This window comes from Acidovorax sp. JHL-9 (genome assembly GCF_000426205.1).
GTDB classification, from domain to species: domain Bacteria; phylum Pseudomonadota; class Gammaproteobacteria; order Burkholderiales; family Burkholderiaceae_C; genus Acidovorax; species Acidovorax soli.
The window spans coordinates 117791-132320 of the sequence record NZ_AUEX01000008.1 but is presented as its reverse complement, the minus strand read 5'-3'; the positions used below and the strand labels follow the sequence as shown (position 1 = coordinate 132320).

Below are 14530 nucleotides of genomic sequence, written 5' to 3'. Positions count from 1 at the left end.
GGGCGCGGCGGGGAGTATTTCTGTTAAGCATTTACCAAGGGTGATGCGTCATTTATAGATCACCTCGATTGCATCAATTCAGACAGACACATGCGTGCCGCGATCCCTTTTTTCGCCGATACAACCATTTCCGCCGAAAAATCCAACTCTCATTGATGTCCAGAGTCTGACGCAACAGCCTTGCCTTGATGCATCGCAGCAGCAAGTAAGCAGGCCGCGCCAAATGCGATCGCAACGTCAGCCAAATTGAAAGCCGGCCAATGCGCTCCCTGCCAATGGAAATCCAGGAAGTCGACTACAGCCCCTCGCAACAGTCGGTCCACTGCATTACCCAGCGCCCCACCTAAGATTAGGCAATAACCAACGCCTTCCCATTTCGACACGCCCTGACGCAACAGGCGGATCAGCCAGAGCGAGACTCCCAGCGCTAGCGCGGCAAATCCGAAGCGCGCCCAGTCGCCTGCACCAGCCAGCAGGCTGAAAGCGGCACCGTTATTCCTGAAATGGACGAGATTGAAGAAGGAGGTTACAGCGACTTGGTCGCCATAACCGTAAAGGAGCGAGACGACGGCCTTTGCGAATTGATCGCCGAGTAGCACTGCGGCAGCCAAGCCATACCAGATGCCGGCCGCTCGAAGAACCGTCAACCTCCCTGCAACCGGCAGCATCGTCAGCAGCGAGCCAGCAAACACCAGGCTACCGGAGGCAATCCCCCAGCCGGCCAACACATCAGCCGGAAAGTGCATGCCCGCTGCAATGCGCGACCAGCCGACCAGAACGACATAAGCAACTAATACCATTCGCTGGCGAACACCGGCCAGCGGCCACAACGCCCCGACAACAAGTGCGGCGTAGGTGGAGTGACCGCTCGGTAGGCTATAGTGCGCCTCCACCGTGCCAAGCACGTGATCCAACTGACCAAATACCGCCGCCGGTCGCGGAAAATCGAGCCAGAGCTTCAAGATGGAGGTGATCGCAAATGCGATGCCGAAGCTGATCACGAATTGAAGAAGCTGCCGCCGAATCGCCAAGGCGCGCCCCGTCACCACCGTTGATCTTGACCATGCCCACAGTGTGAGCAGGACCAAAGGCGCAGTCCAGTAGTTGCCCAGGACGTTGCTGAAGAGCCAGGCCAGTGGCATCAAAATCGGCGGCGTGGCCTCGTTGATGAACTGAAACAAGGCGCCATTCAAGCCACCCCAATCATAGAGAACGGACTTCCAGCTCATCGGCGCAGGAGCCTCAAGCCGTTGCCGACCACCAGTAGACTGGCCCCCATGTCGGCAAACACCGCCATCCACATCGTCGCGCTGCCGAATACGGCCAACACCAGGAACACTGCCTTGATGCCCAAGGCCAGCGCAATGTTCTGCCACAGCACCGCATGGGTCTTGCGCGAGAGACGGATGGTGCTCGCCAGACGCCGCAGATCGTCATTCATGATGATGACATCGGCCGCCTCCATGGCGATGTCGGTGCCAGCGCCGCCCATCGCAAATCCGATGTCGGCCTGCGCCAATGACGGCGCGTCGTTGATGCCGTCGCCCACCATGGCGGTCATGCCATGCGCGCGCTGCAATTCGCCGATGGCGGCTTGTTTGTCCTGTGGCAGCAGGTCGCCTCGGGCGTCGGCAATACCGGCCTGAGCTGCGATGGCACGCGCCGTGGCAGGGTTGTCGCCGGTCAACATGACGGTTTTGACGCCCATCGCGTTGAGTTCAGCAACCGCTTGGGTTGAAGAGTCCTTCAAGGTATCCGCCACGGCGAACAATGCCAGCACCCGGTCTTCGGCGGCGAGCAGCGTGATCGTGCGACCGAGAGCCTCATGCTCTGCCAACTTGGCTTCGAGTTCGGCGCTGCACAGGCCCTGGTCATGAATCAGGCGGTGGTTGCCCAGCACGAAGCGCTGGCCTTGCAGGCTGCCTTGCACGCCTTTGCCGACCAAGGCCTCGAAGGCTTCCACATCCAGCCGCTCGCCAGCCAGCGATTCCGCTATGGCTTTCGATACCGGATGGTCGGAGCGTGCTGCCAAGCTTGCGCCGACTACCGCAGGGTCGAGATCCCCGGCGGACCAAGGCAGGGCTTCCCAGTGCACCAGACGCGGCTTGCCTTGCGTGATCGTGCCGGTCTTGTCCAGCGCCACGGCCTTGATCTGCCGGGCTTGCTCCAGATAGATGCCGCCCTTGATCAAGATGCCTTTGCGCACGGCGGCGGCAAGCCCACTGACCACCGTGACCGGCGTCGAAATCACCAAGGCGCACGGGCAGGCAATGACCAGCAGCACCAGGGCCTTGTAAGCCGCCTGCATCCAGGTCAGATCGGCCAGCAAAGGCATCAGCACCGCCACGGCCAACGCAATCCCGAACACGGCCGGCGTATAGATTGCCGCGAAACGGTCGACAAAGCGCTGCGTTGGGGCACGGATCCCTTGAGCCTGCTCCACCGCGTGGATGATGCGAGCCAGCGTCGAGTCGTTCGCTGCGGCGGTCACGCGGATCTCCAACGCACCAGTCTGGTTGATGGTGCCAGCGAACACCGGGTCACCCACGGCCTTGTCAACGGGAATGCTCTCGCCAGTGACGCTGGCTTGGTCCACGGCACTGTTGCCTGATGTCACCAAGCCATCCAGGGGCACCCGCTCGCCCGGTTTGATGCGTACGGTGGCGTCGATCGCAATCGACTTCGAGGCCTGGGCCTGCCAACTGCCGTCGGGCTGCTTCACCTCGGCTTCAGTCGGTGCAAGCGCCATCAGGCCCTTGATGGCGTTACGTGCCCGATCCACCGCACGCGCTTCAATCAGCTCCGCGATGGCGTATAGCGCCATCACCATTGCCGCTTCCGGCCATTGCCCGATCACGAAAGCACCGGTGACAGCCACGGTCATCAGCGCGTTGATGTTGAGCCGGCCCTGGCGCAACGCCTTGAGACCCTTGGTGTAAGTATCCAGCCCAGCCAACCAAATCGCGATAGCTGCGACGGCCATGCCGGCCAGTTTCCAGATCAGTAGATCCGGCGCGAAGAAAGACACAGCTTCCGCTGCGATGGCCATCCCCAGCGCAGCGCCCATCCGCCCAATGCCCACTTCGAAACCATGATCGTGGTCATGAGCGCCTTCGCCTGCATCCCCGTGCTCAGCCGTCGGGGTCAAAGGCTTGGGATCGAAACCGGCCTTGCGGATCGCTTCCAGCGCTTGAGGCAAGTCTTTCGGATTGGCGTCGATAGTCAGGGTGCGGGCGCCAAGTTGGAAGCTCAGGCGGCGGATGCCCGCCAAGGGCTCAAGGGCCCGGCGGATCTCACCCTCCTCGGAGGCGCAGTCCATGGTCGCGATCCGAAAAGTCGTAATCCCAGCCGCTTGCGCCGCAGGTGGAACCGGTGCAGCCATGGTCACATCGCTAGCGCAATGTGAACAGACAGATCCGCCGCACGATGCGATTTCAGATGTGGGCTTGGCAATAGTGTTCATGGAGGGCATTTGAAACCCTGTACCTGCTTCAGAGTCAAGTGCCTACAATGAAATTCTTGTTCTCGGCCCACCCACGGAAGTTGTCATGAAGATTGGTCAGTTGTCGGAAGTCGCGCGTACGCAGGTCGAGACGATCCGCTTCTACGAGCGCGAAGGGCTCTTGGCGGAGCCGAAGCGCACGGCGGGGAACTACCGCATCTACGATCAGACGCATCTGGATCGTCTCTTGTTCATTCGCCATTGCCGTGCCTTGGACATGACGCTGGACGAGATCCGGGTGCTGCTGCGTTTCCTGGACGCCCCCACCGAGAACTGCTCTGCGGTGAATGCTCTGATTGACGCACATCTTGGCCATGTGGCCGCGCGCGTCAAGGAGTTGCACCTGCTGGAAATCCAACTCAGATCGCTTCAGCAACGCTGCCAAGCGGGGCACGTTGTCAGTGAATGTGGAATTCTCAACGAGTTGACGCAGCAATCTCGAATTGGCCAGTCGGGGGCGCCTGAGTTGCTCGGACGGGGGCGTGGACTCTAAAAACGAGGTGAGGGGCGTGTCCGGAATTTTGTGTAAACGGTTCGGACTTCAATTAACGGAGAAGCGGTCTCCAAACTGAATGGTAAAGCGCGTCAGCGCAGCCTTCCAATCGCGGATGGGCATGGTCCACTTCTGACTGATGTTGCGCAGGGCCAGGTAGAACAGCTTGGTCAGCGCCTCATCGCTGGGGAATGAGCCTCGGTTTTTGGTCAGCTTCCTCAGCCCCATGTTCACCGACTCGATGGCATTGGTAACCGGCATGATGCGCTTTGGCGCCCCAGCGTCCCCGCCGATTCCAGCATATGGTGAGCCCATCCGGGACAGGGGCACCGGGAAGCATGAAACGTGGGCAGGCCGTTTTATACGATGAGCCGAGAGCTCGAGTTAGTAGCTGGCCGCCCCTGCGACCCGCCCGGTTGCGCTGCGCGCGCGAATCCGTAGTTGTCGTGCTGCCCACAGCTTCCATGGTGAGGTGTTCCAACCCACGCAAGGAGGTTGACCATGAGAGTGATTGGACTGGACGTCTCGCGCACCTTTGGCGAGATTGCCTACCTGGAGAATGGCCTGCTGCGCCCTGGCGGGCGAGTGGTGCTGCAACACGCCGAGCTCGAGCGCTTCGCACAGAGCTTGCGGGCCAGCGACGAAGTGGTTCTTGAAGCCACCGGCAATACGGCTGCCATCGTGACGGCTCTGAAGCCGCACGTGGCCAAAGTGGTGATCGCCAATCCGCTGCAGGTCCGGCTGATCGCAGAAGCCCGGGTCAAGACGGACAAGATCGACGCGGCGATCCTGGCGCAGTTGTACGCCAGCGGCTTTTTGCCGCAGGTGTGGATGCCCGACGAGCGAACGCTGACGCTGCGCCGTCAGGTGGCGCGCCGCTCGCAAATCGTCAGGCACCGGACACGGCTGAAGAATGAGATTCATGGCGTGCTGGCTTCTCACCTGATTCCCCATTGTCCCGCAACCGACCTGTTCGGCAACAAAGGCCGCGCCTGGCTTGGCCAGCAGCCGCTTCCGATGGATGAACGCCTGGCTGTGGAGCAGCGCCTGCGTGAACTCGATCGGCTGCAGGAGGACCTGGCAGCGATCGAGAACCTGCTGTGCAAATCCGTTTTGCAAGAGGAGCAAGTCAAACGGCTGCTGACCATCACGGGTGTGAACTGTATTGTGGCCATCGGCCTGCTGGCTGCGATTGGCGACATCGGCCGCTTTGCAAGCGCCGCCAAGCTGGTGAGCTACTTCGGGCTCAACCCGCGGGTGCGCCAGTCTGGCTTGCAGCCGGCCCAGCACGGACACATCAGCAAGGTCGGGCGCGCCCACGCCCGCGCGATGCTGGTGGAAGCCGCATGGTCGGCCGCCAACGCGCCTGGCCCGCTGCGCGCGTTCTTCCTTCGAATCCGGGGCAGGCGTGGCCAGCAAATCGACGCTGTCGCAACAGCGCGCAAACTGGCGGTGATCGCCTGGCATGTGCTCACCGGGCAGGAGGACTTTGCGTGGACCCGTCCAGCGCTGGCAGCCAGGAAGCGTCGTGAACTTGAGCTGCGTGCCGGGCTGCCAGTCAAGAAAGGGCATCGCGGCCCGGCGGCCGACTACAACGGCAAGGAAATACGTGAACGCGAACACGCTGCAGCGCAGCTCGCCGAGCAAGCCTACACGCGCTTCGTCGCCAACTGGCAACCCAGAAACAAGTCTTCGCCACCCCCTTTGACCCCGTTGGGAAGATGACTTCTCCAAAAAGGTTGTCAATTTCATCCGTGGTGTAGATGACCTTGCGGATGTCGGGCGGGTAATCAAAGAACGGGGTCAGCCGAGCCCAGTTCCTGCGCCAGGACTGGCCAATGGGCAGGTACTCCTGGTCCCATTTTTCTTCAAACTCCCCGAGCATCAGTTCGGCCTCCTCCAGGGTGGCGGCGGCGTAAATGCAGCGCAGGTCAGCGGCCACCTCTTTCCTGCGTTTCCACGACACGTAGTTCAGGCTGTGGCGCACCATGTGCACGATGCACAGCTGCACCACCGCCTTGGGGAACACGGCCTCGATGGCTTCGGGGAAGCCCTTGAGCCCGTCAACGCAGGCAATGAAGATGTCCTGCACGCCCCGGTTGCGCAGTTCCGTCACGACCTGCAGCCAGAACTTGGCGCCCTCGGTCTGGGCCAGCCACAGGCCCAGCACCTCCTTGTTGCCTTCCATGGTGATGCCGATGGCCAGGTACACCGCCTTGACCCGCACCGCCCCTTCGCGCACCTTCACGTGGATGCAGTCCATGTAAACAATGGGGTAGATGGCGTCCAGCGGACGGGACTGCCAGGCCTTGACCTCCTCGCTGACAGCGTCCGTCGCCGATGAAATCAGGCTGGGCGAGACTTCAGCGCCGTACATCTCCTGCAGGTGGCTTTGAATCTCGCGCACCGTCATGCCGCGGGCGTACAGCGAGATGATTTTGTCGTCGAAGCCGTTCCAGCGGGTCTGGTGCTTGGGGATGAGCTGGGGCTCGAAGCTGCCATGGCGGTCGCGGGGCACCTCGATGGGCAATTCGCCGAAATCGCCCTTGAGGGTCTTCCTGCTCTTGCCGTTGCGGGTGTTGCCAGCTTCGTTGGCCACCGTTTCATGCCGGTCGTGGCCCAGGTGCTCGGTCAGTTCGGCGTCCAGCGCCTTCTCCACCAGCAGCTTGGTCAGCTGCTTGAGCAGGCCGTTCTCGCCGATGAGGTCTTCGGGCTTCTTGTAGTTGGCCAGCAGGCCAGACAGCAGTTCTTTGGGTACGTCGTGTTTCTTGGTGCTCATGGTGCTTACGGACAGGCCGGCTTGCGCCGGCAGTGGATTGTCCGTTTACACAAAATTTTGCACACCCTCGAGGTGAGCTCCATGGGCGCGTCTCGAGCGGAGCATTTTGGGGAGTTCCGGCTCACGCCTGCTCGTTGCCCACCCCGCAGCAGCGAGTCCGGGCCTCCTTTGCGCTACTTCAGGATGAAGCGGACAGACGCAACGGAGTTACCCGCCTTTGAGACTGCGATAACAGCTTTGGTACCCGCTGGGACTTTGAAACTGCCCGAGCTTTCCAGTTTGCCGTCACCAGCCTGAAGTTGGATGTCCTGCTTGTCGCTACCAGACAAAAGCGTGACCTTTGCGGTCATCCCCGCGACGGCAACGGGCTTGCCGTGGTCGCGCATATAGAGCTGCAACTTGTCCGCTGTGGCGACAAATTCGTATTCGACATCCTTTGCTTCAGCAACAGCGCCTCCGTGCATGGGCTTTGCATCGTGACCATGATTGTCAGCCGCGAAGGCCATGCCCGAGATCGACACCGCCAGGGTGAGAATGAGTTGGGAGAGTTTCATGGGATTACCTTTGGAAAGAGGTTTCAGGGAAGGAAAGGTCCCGCGATCAGCGGGACCTTCTACAGCTACACGGGAGTGGAAGCGACCGGGTGAGAAGGTTCGGCCGAAACATCCTCCTCTTCCTCATCGGGCCTGTGGGCCAGACGGTAAAGAATCGGCAGAACGAGCAACGTGAGCAGTGTGGAAGAAAGAATTCCACCGATCACGACGGTTGCCAAAGGACGCTGGACTTCAGCGCCGGTGCCAGTAGCGATTGCCATGGGAATGAAGCCCAGGGAGGCCACGAGCGCCGTCATGAGAACGGGGCGCAATCGTGTCAGAGCGCCTTCGCGGATTGCATCGTCAAGCCCAACACCTTCTTCCCTCAAGCTGCGAATGTAGGAAATCATCACCAGCCCGTTGAGCACGGCGACCCCTGAAAGCGCGATGAACCCAACGGCAGCTGAGATGGACATCGGAATGTCGCGAAGCCAAAGCGCCAGGATGCCCCCCGTCAAAGCGAATGGGATGCCGGTGAAGACCAGCAATCCGTCCTTGGCGTTTCCGAACATCGCGAACAGCAGTACAAAGACCAGCAGCAGGGACACTGGCACAACGATCTGCAGGCGCTTAGTGGCCGATTGCAGGTTCTCAAAGGTTCCGCCCCAGCTCGTCCAGTAGCCCGTAGGAATCTTGATCTGAGCCAAGCCTTGCTCGGCCTCCGCTACAAAGGAACCCACATCGCGTCCCCGCACGTTGGTGCTCACCACGATACGTCGCTTGCCGTTCTCGCGGCTGACCTGGTTGGGGCCGGGCGCAAGTTCGAATGTGGCGACTTCACCCAGTGGGATGAAATTCGTCCTGGCTTCCGCAGAACGCGGCAGCGGTATGGGCAGCCGCTTCATGCCTTCCAGGTCATTGCGCAGGGCCTCAGGGAGGCGAACAAGAATGTCGAATCGACGGTCTCCCTCGAACATGGTGCCGGCCTCGCGCCCGCCAATGGCAGTAGCCACGGTGTCCTGGATGTCAGCAACGTTCAATCCATAGCGCGCGGCCTTCTGCCGGTCTATGTTCACAGTGAGCATCGGCAGGCCCGTCGTCTGCTCGACCTTCACCTCGGATGAGCCCTGGATCTTCTGCAGCATTGCAGACACTTCTTCAGCAGACTTGTTCAACACTTCCATGTCGTCACCGAAGATTTTTACTGCCACGTCACTGCGCACACCCGAGATCAGCTCGTTGAAGCGCAGCTGAATGGGTTGAGAAAACTCATAGTTGTTGCCGGGAATTTTCCCAAGGATCTCCTGGATCGCCGCGAGCAGTTCGTCCCTGGTCTTGCGAGGCTCCGGCCATTCGTCCATCGGCTTGAGCATGATGTACCCGTCTGAGATGTTCGGCGGCATGGGGTCCGAGGCAATCTCCGCAGTTCCGGTCCTGGCGAAGATTCGTTCGATCTCGGGGAACTTCGCTTTCAAGGTGCTTTCGATCTGCTGCTGCATTGCAACCGACTGGGATAGGCTGGTGCCCGGAATGCGCAGTGCCTGAATTGCAAAGTCACCTTCATTGAGATTGGGAACAAACTCGCTGCCCATGCGGGTCGCGATCACTCCACACAAGATCACCGCGACGGCGGCGATGGTGAGAACGAGCGCTTTGGCGGACATTACGCGATCGAGCATGGGCGCATAGAGGCGCTTGGCATGGCCCAGGAGAAAATTCTCCTTTTCGCTAACCCGATTGCCGATGAAGAGCGCTACGGCTGCAGGGATGAACGTCACGGACAAAATCATCGCGCCCACCAGGGCGGCGACAACGGTGAATGCCATCGGGTGAAACATCTTTCCCTCAACGCCCGTGAGCGCGAAGATGGGCAGATACACCACCATGATGATCAGCTGTCCGAACAGCAAGGGACGGCGCGACTCCTGGGATGCCAGGAACACTTCATGGAAGCGCTCTGCTCGCGTCAGCGGTCGGCCGTGATGCGCCTGCGCATGGGCCAGACGCCGCACGCAGTTCTCCACGATCACGACAGCACCGTCAATGATGATGCCGAAGTCCAGGGCTCCTAGGCTCATCAGGTTGGCGCTCACCTTGTACTGGACCATGCCTGTGAACGTGAAGAGCATCGACAAGGGGATGACCATTGCCGTGATGATCGCTGCACGGATGTTCCCCAGAAAAAGGAACAGGATCACGATCACGAGAACGGCACCTTCTAACAGGTTCTTCTTCACCGTACTGATGGCCTTGTCGACGAGCACGGTACGGTCGTAGACCGTCACCGCGTGGACTCCTTCGGGAAGGCTCTTGTTGACCTCGACCATCTTCTTGCTCACGGCCTGCGAGACGGTCCGGCTGTTTTCGCCGATCAGCATGAACACGGTACCGAGAACCACTTCTCGCCCGTTGTCCGTTGCGGCGCCCGTTCGCAGCTCCCGGCCAATACCCACTTCAGCCACGTCCCGGATGCGCACGGGCACGCCGTTGGCACTACTAAGGATCACGTCGCCAATGTCTTCCAAGGACTTCACCTGTCCTGGTGCTCGAATGAGGTACTGTTCACCGCGCTTTTCGATGTAGCCCGCGCCCACGTTTCCGTTGTTGCGGTCCAGAGCGGTGACCACATCCTGCAGCGTCACGCCTAGTGAAGCCAGGCGCTCGGGGATTGGCGCTATCTGATACTCCTTGGCGAAGCCACCAATGGAGTTGATTTCCGTCACGCCAGGAACATTTCGCAGTTGCGGCTTGATGATCCAATCCTGGATCTCTCGCAGGTCCGTAGCGGTGTAGGGACTCCCATCAGGTTTCTTCGCGCCGTCTTTTGTTTCTACTGTCCAGAGATAGATTTCTCCCAGCCCGGTCGAGATGGGCCCCAGGGCCGGTGTGATGCCTGCAGGCAATTTGTCCCGAGCCTCCTGGATACGCTCGTTCACAAGCTGGCGTGCGAAATAGATGTCGGTACCGTCCTTGAAAATGACGGTTACCTGCGACAGTCCATACCGTGAAAGCGACCTGGTTTGTTCCAGGTTCGGCAAGCCGGCCATGACCGTCTCGATAGGGTAGGTGACCCGCTGCTCCGTCTCCAGCGGCGAGTAACCCGGTGCCTGCGTGTTGATCTGAACCTGTACGTTCGTGATGTCAGGGACAGCGTCGATGGGCAGCTTTTGATAGCTGAAAACGCCGAGCGCAGCCATGGCAAGGGCCGCAAGTAGCACCAACCATCGTTGTTCGATTGAAAATCGAATGAGTTTTTCAAACATGTATGGGCTCCGTGATCAGTGCGTGTGTTCGGCAGATCCCTTGCCGAGCTCGGATTTCACGACGAAGCTCCCCGATGAGGCGTAGGGCATGCCGGCCTTGAGGCCCTGAAGGACCTCGACCCGCTTGCCGTCGCTGCGACCAAGTTTCACTGGCTGGGTAATGAAGCCGCCGTTGACCTTGAGGAAGACAACGGGCTTGTCTCCAACGTTCTGCACGGCGTCAGCCGAGATCGTCACGGGCGCCGCCGTTTCTTCGGACACAACTTCAACGTTCACGAACAGGCCGGGTCGCCAAGCGCCCTTGGGATTTTCAAGAACCACGCGGGCTTTTGCTGTGCGGGTTTGCTCGCCGATCAGCGCCCCCACAAATGCGACGGTGCCAGTGGCGGAGGCGTCAAACGCCGTGGCCTTGATGGTGACCTTCTCGCCCACCCGCACCGACGGCAGGTCTTTTGCCGGAACGTTGATCTCCGCCCAGACCTGGGTGAGGTCCGAGATGGTGAACACGGCTGCATCTTCCTTCACGGCTTCGCCGAGACTCAGGTGCTTCTCGATGACGATGCCGTTGAAAGGTGCCCGCAGTTCGATGCGATTCAAACCGGACATCGACGAGGTGGACAGGCCCAGTGCACTCAGTTTCTGATTGGCGTTAGCCACAGCCACCTCCGCTTCGCTCAAGGCCTGCTTGGCCTGCAGATAGTCCTGCTCAGCCGAGACCTTCTGCTCCCACAGCTTCTTCTCCCGCTCGTAAGTGGTCTTGGCCAGCGCCAATCGCTTTTGAGCGGTCTGCAACTCGCTGCGCTGCTCTGAGGCGGTCGGGCTTGCAATGGCGGCCAGCACCTGCCCTTTCTTGACGACTTGGCCAAGGTTGGCGCTGACACTTTCCACCACTCCCGCAAGACGGGGGACAACGTGCGAAGTGCGGTCTTCGTTCAGCCGGATCTCGCCGGGCAAAAGCAGTGCCGTCTTGATGTTGGCTGCCGACGCGGTGTCCACACTGATCGATGCCGCCTTTATCTGGGCATCGGTCAGTTCGATCTTTCCTTCTTCCTTGCTCATCACGAACATGAAGGGCTCGGTGGTAGTCTGCGCAATGATCTCGATGTCGAACGCATGGGGTTCGGCAACGATCTCGCGACTGACCAGGTTGTCTTTTTCCGCAGCAAATGTCAGCTTTTGCTTTTCGTCCGTCGGGCGGGTCACTGTTGCCGTGACCGTTGCCGCGTTCAGGGTTAGCGCCTTGTCTTTGTCGAACAGCCAGATCCGCAGCCTAGGCTCGCCGCCGTCCTCTGAAAGCAGTGCCTCCAAGCTGAAATCCCCCTCTTTGAAGACGGTGCCGCCGTGGGCGCCCTTGGCTTCGCTCTTTTCGTGGTGTTCGCCGTCAGCATGGCCCTTGTCATCGTCGTGGCCCTTTTCACCGCCTTGGCCATGGTGCTCTCCGTCACCATGCCCCTTGGCCTCGGTGTGGCCTCCGTGACCGTGGCCATCGCCCTCGGCGGCCGCCGCTTTCGGCTTGCCTCCGCCCTGCAAGATGAAGGCTCCTGCCCCGACTCCCAATGCCAGGACGACGGCAATGGCGATCAAGTGCTTTTTGCTGATGGTGGATTTGATGGTGTTCATGGTCATTCTCAGTTCTGCGGTGCGGTCAGGCGGGGGGCGTGGGGGCCGCCGAGCAGGCGATCAACATCGGCTGCTGCACGATGTGCCTCGCCAAGTGCTTTGAGATATTGGGATTTGGCGGTGAAGTAGGTGCGCTGCGCATCGAGCACCTCCAGGAAATTGAACTTGCCGTTCTCAAAGCCAATGGTGGCTGCGTCATAAGCGGACTTCGCCCCCGGAAGCACGTCCTGCTGCAGAGACTGGATCTCCGCTGCGATTGTCGTAAGTCGCTCCCAGGCCTGCGCCACTTCGCTGTGCAGGCGCACGGTGGCCCCCTGCAACTCGTCTCGGGCCTTGTCCTCCAGCTTCAGTGCTTCGAGGAGATTGCCTTGGTTGCGGTCAAACACGGGCAGAGGCACAGAGACACCGAAAAGAAGGACATTTCGTTGTGTCTCGTTACTGCGCTGCATGCCAACGCTGACGGTGACATCCGGCACTCGCTTGCTTTGTTCCAGGTCGGTCAAGGCCTTGCGCCGATCCACCTCGATCCTTGCCAGGACAATCGCTGGCGAAGAAGAAATAAGGGACTGAAGATCGGCGAGTTTCGGGACAGGGGGGAGGTTCTCGGCCTTGCCCCCCAGGAGCGTGAAAGGCGCTTCGATCCTTCCCAATAGCGCGAACAGACGAGATAGGGCCTTGCGTTGTTCGCTCGCGGCCTGGGCGAGCTCGACGCGAATGCCCGCTTCCTCAACCCGGGCCTTGGACTCTTCGACAGGTGACACTTTGCCGGCGGCCACCCGCTTGGCGACAGTGTCGGTTGAAGACTTGGCCAGCGCCACGCTGTCCTTGGCGAGCACCAGGCGTTCTTGCGCAGTCAGCACGTCGAAATAGGCGGCAGCCACGTTGGCTCGCAAGGTTGCCTTCAGCTCGTTGAGCTGGGCTTGCGCCTGCTCGCGCGATTTTTCGGCTGCCTTGGTGCGCGCGGCACGCTTTCCTCCCAATTCCACCGGAAGGTTGAGCTGCCAACTTTGCGTGCGCGTTTTGGAGCGCGCGTCTTCCAGCGAGTAGGCGAGCTCTGGATTGGGGCGTGCGCGCCCTTGCAGAACTTGCCCCTCGGTTGCCTCCAACTGGCGCGTAGCCGCTGCCACCTCGGGATTTCCCTCCAAAGCCAATTCGATTGCCTTGGTTAGCGACAGTGGCGTAGCGGATGCTGTTACGGCAGTCTGAAGTGCTTCCTCGCCACCGACGGGCCGTTGTGACACGCCCTGCGAAAAGGCGCTACTGGAAGCGGCCAGCAATATGGCCGCCGCGCTAGCTGCGAGCCTGACTTTCTTGTGGCCGCGCCATGCGTCCGGCTTTCTTTGAAGGTAAATACCCTTGAACATCCGATTCTCCAGTGATTTCAAAACACGAAGGAATCGGCGGAGTGGCAACCGTGCAGCTGCCTGGCAACTCGTCACTCATCACAGCCGCGACACGCGCAACTACATCCGCCGGTGGGGCGGACACGAATGACTGAAGGAAGGAGAGATGCCCCGCCGATTAGGCGAGGACGGACCACTGAGGGCGGTCAGGGGGAGTGGGCGTTACAGCAGCCAACCGCTCGTTCGGCTGGGCACCCACACTACTGTCGTGAGAGGCGCCTTGCTTGGCATAGGAAAAGTTGAGGGCGCCGATGCCGGCGCCATGGCAAACCCAGCAATCGACATCAAACTGGTCGGCGCTTTGCCCATTCTTATCTGCTTGATCGATCACGCTCTTGGCCTCATGCTTGTGCTCATGATGCCCCACGTGTTGTGTCTGAGCCGTAGCGCGTTCATGCATGCAATAGGTAGCAACCGCAGACCAGCTGAACTGGAATGGTAGCAATGCAAGCATAAAAACAGCTATCAAGCGGCGCATTATTTGAGTCTAGCACGCGACCATGAAGTCTTCGTGTGGGGTACGGATGGACTCTGGATAGAGGCTATGCATTGAAGAATCAGCCACCCGATCCGTACAGTTCCTGGATACGCTGTTTTTCAGCGGCAGACATGTTCAGGTATTCCTGTTGCACCTGCTCACGGGTCTTGGAGGGGCCCGTTGCCTTGACAGGCAGAGCACCGCCGCGCGCGAGGATCGCCAGCGTGCCGTCCTTACGGGCGACGGCCACCGCCTGAAGCACGTCAGCACGGGACATCGTGCTCTGGAAATGGTCGGGATGGGTGGTAAATCCCACTTCGCCATCTGCGGGGTGATACAGCGAGGATGCAGATGCCAGGCTTGGAGCCGCGATGGCAAGGGCGATCAGGGAAAGCGTGAGGGGTTTGCGAACAATCATGGTTTTGTCTCAGGGTTCAGGGGAGCCCTTGGCGGCTTGCC

10 protein-coding genes and 2 pseudogenes are annotated in these 14530 nt (G+C 60.3%); 2 read left to right on the top strand and 10 right to left on the bottom strand.

The genetic code is table 11. The annotated features are described in order from the left end of the window. Nucleotides 1–149: 149 nt before the first annotated feature. On the bottom strand, nt 150–1229 hold the full coding sequence (gene lspA, locus K225_RS0107015) for a signal peptidase II (RefSeq protein WP_026435753.1): 1080 nt from the start codon (nt 1227–1229) through the stop codon (nt 150–152). Further along, nucleotides 1226–3319 carry a cation-translocating P-type ATPase gene (locus K225_RS0107010; protein ID WP_034711971.1) on the bottom strand — a complete coding sequence of 698 codons (2094 nt, stop codon included), beginning with the start codon at nt 3317–3319 and terminating at the stop codon, nt 1226–1228. Before K225_RS0107010 ends, lspA begins: the two co-directional genes overlap by 4 nt. 229 nt (nt 3320–3548) lie before the next feature. Here K225_RS0107010 and cadR point away from each other — a divergent pair, with 229 nt between their 5' ends. Then, nucleotides 3549–3995, top strand: a complete 447-nt coding sequence (gene cadR, locus K225_RS0107005; RefSeq protein ID WP_026435751.1) for a Cd(II)/Pb(II)-responsive transcriptional regulator — start codon at nt 3549–3551, stop codon at nt 3993–3995. Between the two features lie 48 nt (nt 3996–4043). Here the strand turns inward: cadR and K225_RS0107000 are convergent. Next, a pseudogene (locus K225_RS0107000) lies at nt 4044–4250 on the bottom strand (transposase); the annotation flags it as partial. Between the two features lie 261 nt (nt 4251–4511). Here K225_RS0107000 and K225_RS21615 point away from each other — a divergent pair. Next, on the top strand, nt 4512–5720 hold the full coding sequence (locus tag K225_RS21615; protein WP_369794841.1) for an IS110 family transposase: 1209 nt from the start codon (nt 4512–4514) through the stop codon (nt 5718–5720). Between the two features lie 10 nt (nt 5721–5730). Here K225_RS21615 and K225_RS20485 read toward each other — a convergent pair. The 7 genes and pseudogenes from K225_RS20485 to K225_RS0106960 all read right to left on the bottom strand — a co-directional run. Further along, a pseudogene (locus tag K225_RS20485) lies at nt 5731–6774 on the bottom strand (IS256 family transposase); the annotation flags it as partial. A gap of 173 nt (nt 6775–6947) precedes the next feature. Further along, nucleotides 6948–7328: a hypothetical protein gene (locus K225_RS0106985; protein ID WP_026435748.1), complete on the bottom strand. Its 381-nt coding sequence runs from the start codon at nt 7326–7328 to the stop codon at nt 6948–6950. A 65-nt stretch (nt 7329–7393) separates the two neighbouring features. Then, nucleotides 7394–10570 (bottom strand): CusA/CzcA family heavy metal efflux RND transporter, encoded by a 3177-nt coding sequence (locus K225_RS0106980; protein WP_026435747.1) that lies wholly within the window; start codon nt 10568–10570, stop codon nt 7394–7396. Nucleotides 10571–10585: 15 nt separating this feature from the next. Further along, nucleotides 10586–12196, bottom strand: a complete 1611-nt coding sequence (locus K225_RS0106975) for an efflux RND transporter periplasmic adaptor subunit (protein WP_026435746.1) — start codon at nt 12194–12196, stop codon at nt 10586–10588. A gap of 2 nt (nt 12197–12198) precedes the next feature. Further along, the gene (locus K225_RS0106970; protein WP_026435745.1) at nt 12199–13554 is read right to left on the bottom strand and encodes a TolC family protein; all 1356 of its coding nucleotides are present in this window, start codon (nt 13552–13554) and stop codon (nt 12199–12201) included. Between the two features lie 157 nt (nt 13555–13711). Beyond that, the gene (gene czcI / locus K225_RS22365) at nt 13712–14071 is read right to left on the bottom strand and encodes a cation efflux protein, CzcI family (RefSeq protein WP_026435744.1); all 360 of its coding nucleotides are present in this window, start codon (nt 14069–14071) and stop codon (nt 13712–13714) included. Nucleotides 14072–14150: 79 nt separating this feature from the next. Further along, complete coding sequence (locus K225_RS0106960; protein ID WP_026435743.1) at nt 14151–14489, bottom strand: DUF4148 domain-containing protein; 339 nt, start codon at nt 14487–14489, stop codon at nt 14151–14153. Nucleotides 14490–14530: the final 41 nt, after the last annotated feature.

What these genes read in the sequence shown, in the direction of transcription:
- lspA (WP_026435753.1), bottom strand. Translation starts at nt 1,229, where the DNA reads ATGAGCTGGAAGTCCGTTCTCTATGATTGGGGTGGCTTGAATGGCGCC.
- K225_RS0107010 (WP_034711971.1), bottom strand. Translation starts at nt 3,319, where the DNA reads ATGGACTGCGCCTCCGAGGAGGGTGAGATCCGCCGGGCCCTTGAGCCC.
- cadR (WP_026435751.1), top strand. Translation starts at nt 3,549, where the DNA reads ATGAAGATTGGTCAGTTGTCGGAAGTCGCGCGTACGCAGGTCGAGACG.
- K225_RS0106985 (WP_026435748.1), bottom strand. Translation starts at nt 7,328, where the DNA reads ATGAAACTCTCCCAACTCATTCTCACCCTGGCGGTGTCGATCTCGGGC.
- K225_RS0106980 (WP_026435747.1), bottom strand. Translation starts at nt 10,570, where the DNA reads ATGTTTGAAAAACTCATTCGATTTTCAATCGAACAACGATGGTTGGTG.
- K225_RS0106975 (WP_026435746.1), bottom strand. Translation starts at nt 12,196, where the DNA reads ATGACCATGAACACCATCAAATCCACCATCAGCAAAAAGCACTTGATC.
- K225_RS0106970 (WP_026435745.1), bottom strand. Translation starts at nt 13,554, where the DNA reads ATGTTCAAGGGTATTTACCTTCAAAGAAAGCCGGACGCATGGCGCGGC.
- czcI (WP_026435744.1), bottom strand. Translation starts at nt 14,071, where the DNA reads ATGCGCCGCTTGATAGCTGTTTTTATGCTTGCATTGCTACCATTCCAG.
- K225_RS0106960 (WP_026435743.1), bottom strand. Translation starts at nt 14,489, where the DNA reads ATGATTGTTCGCAAACCCCTCACGCTTTCCCTGATCGCCCTTGCCATC.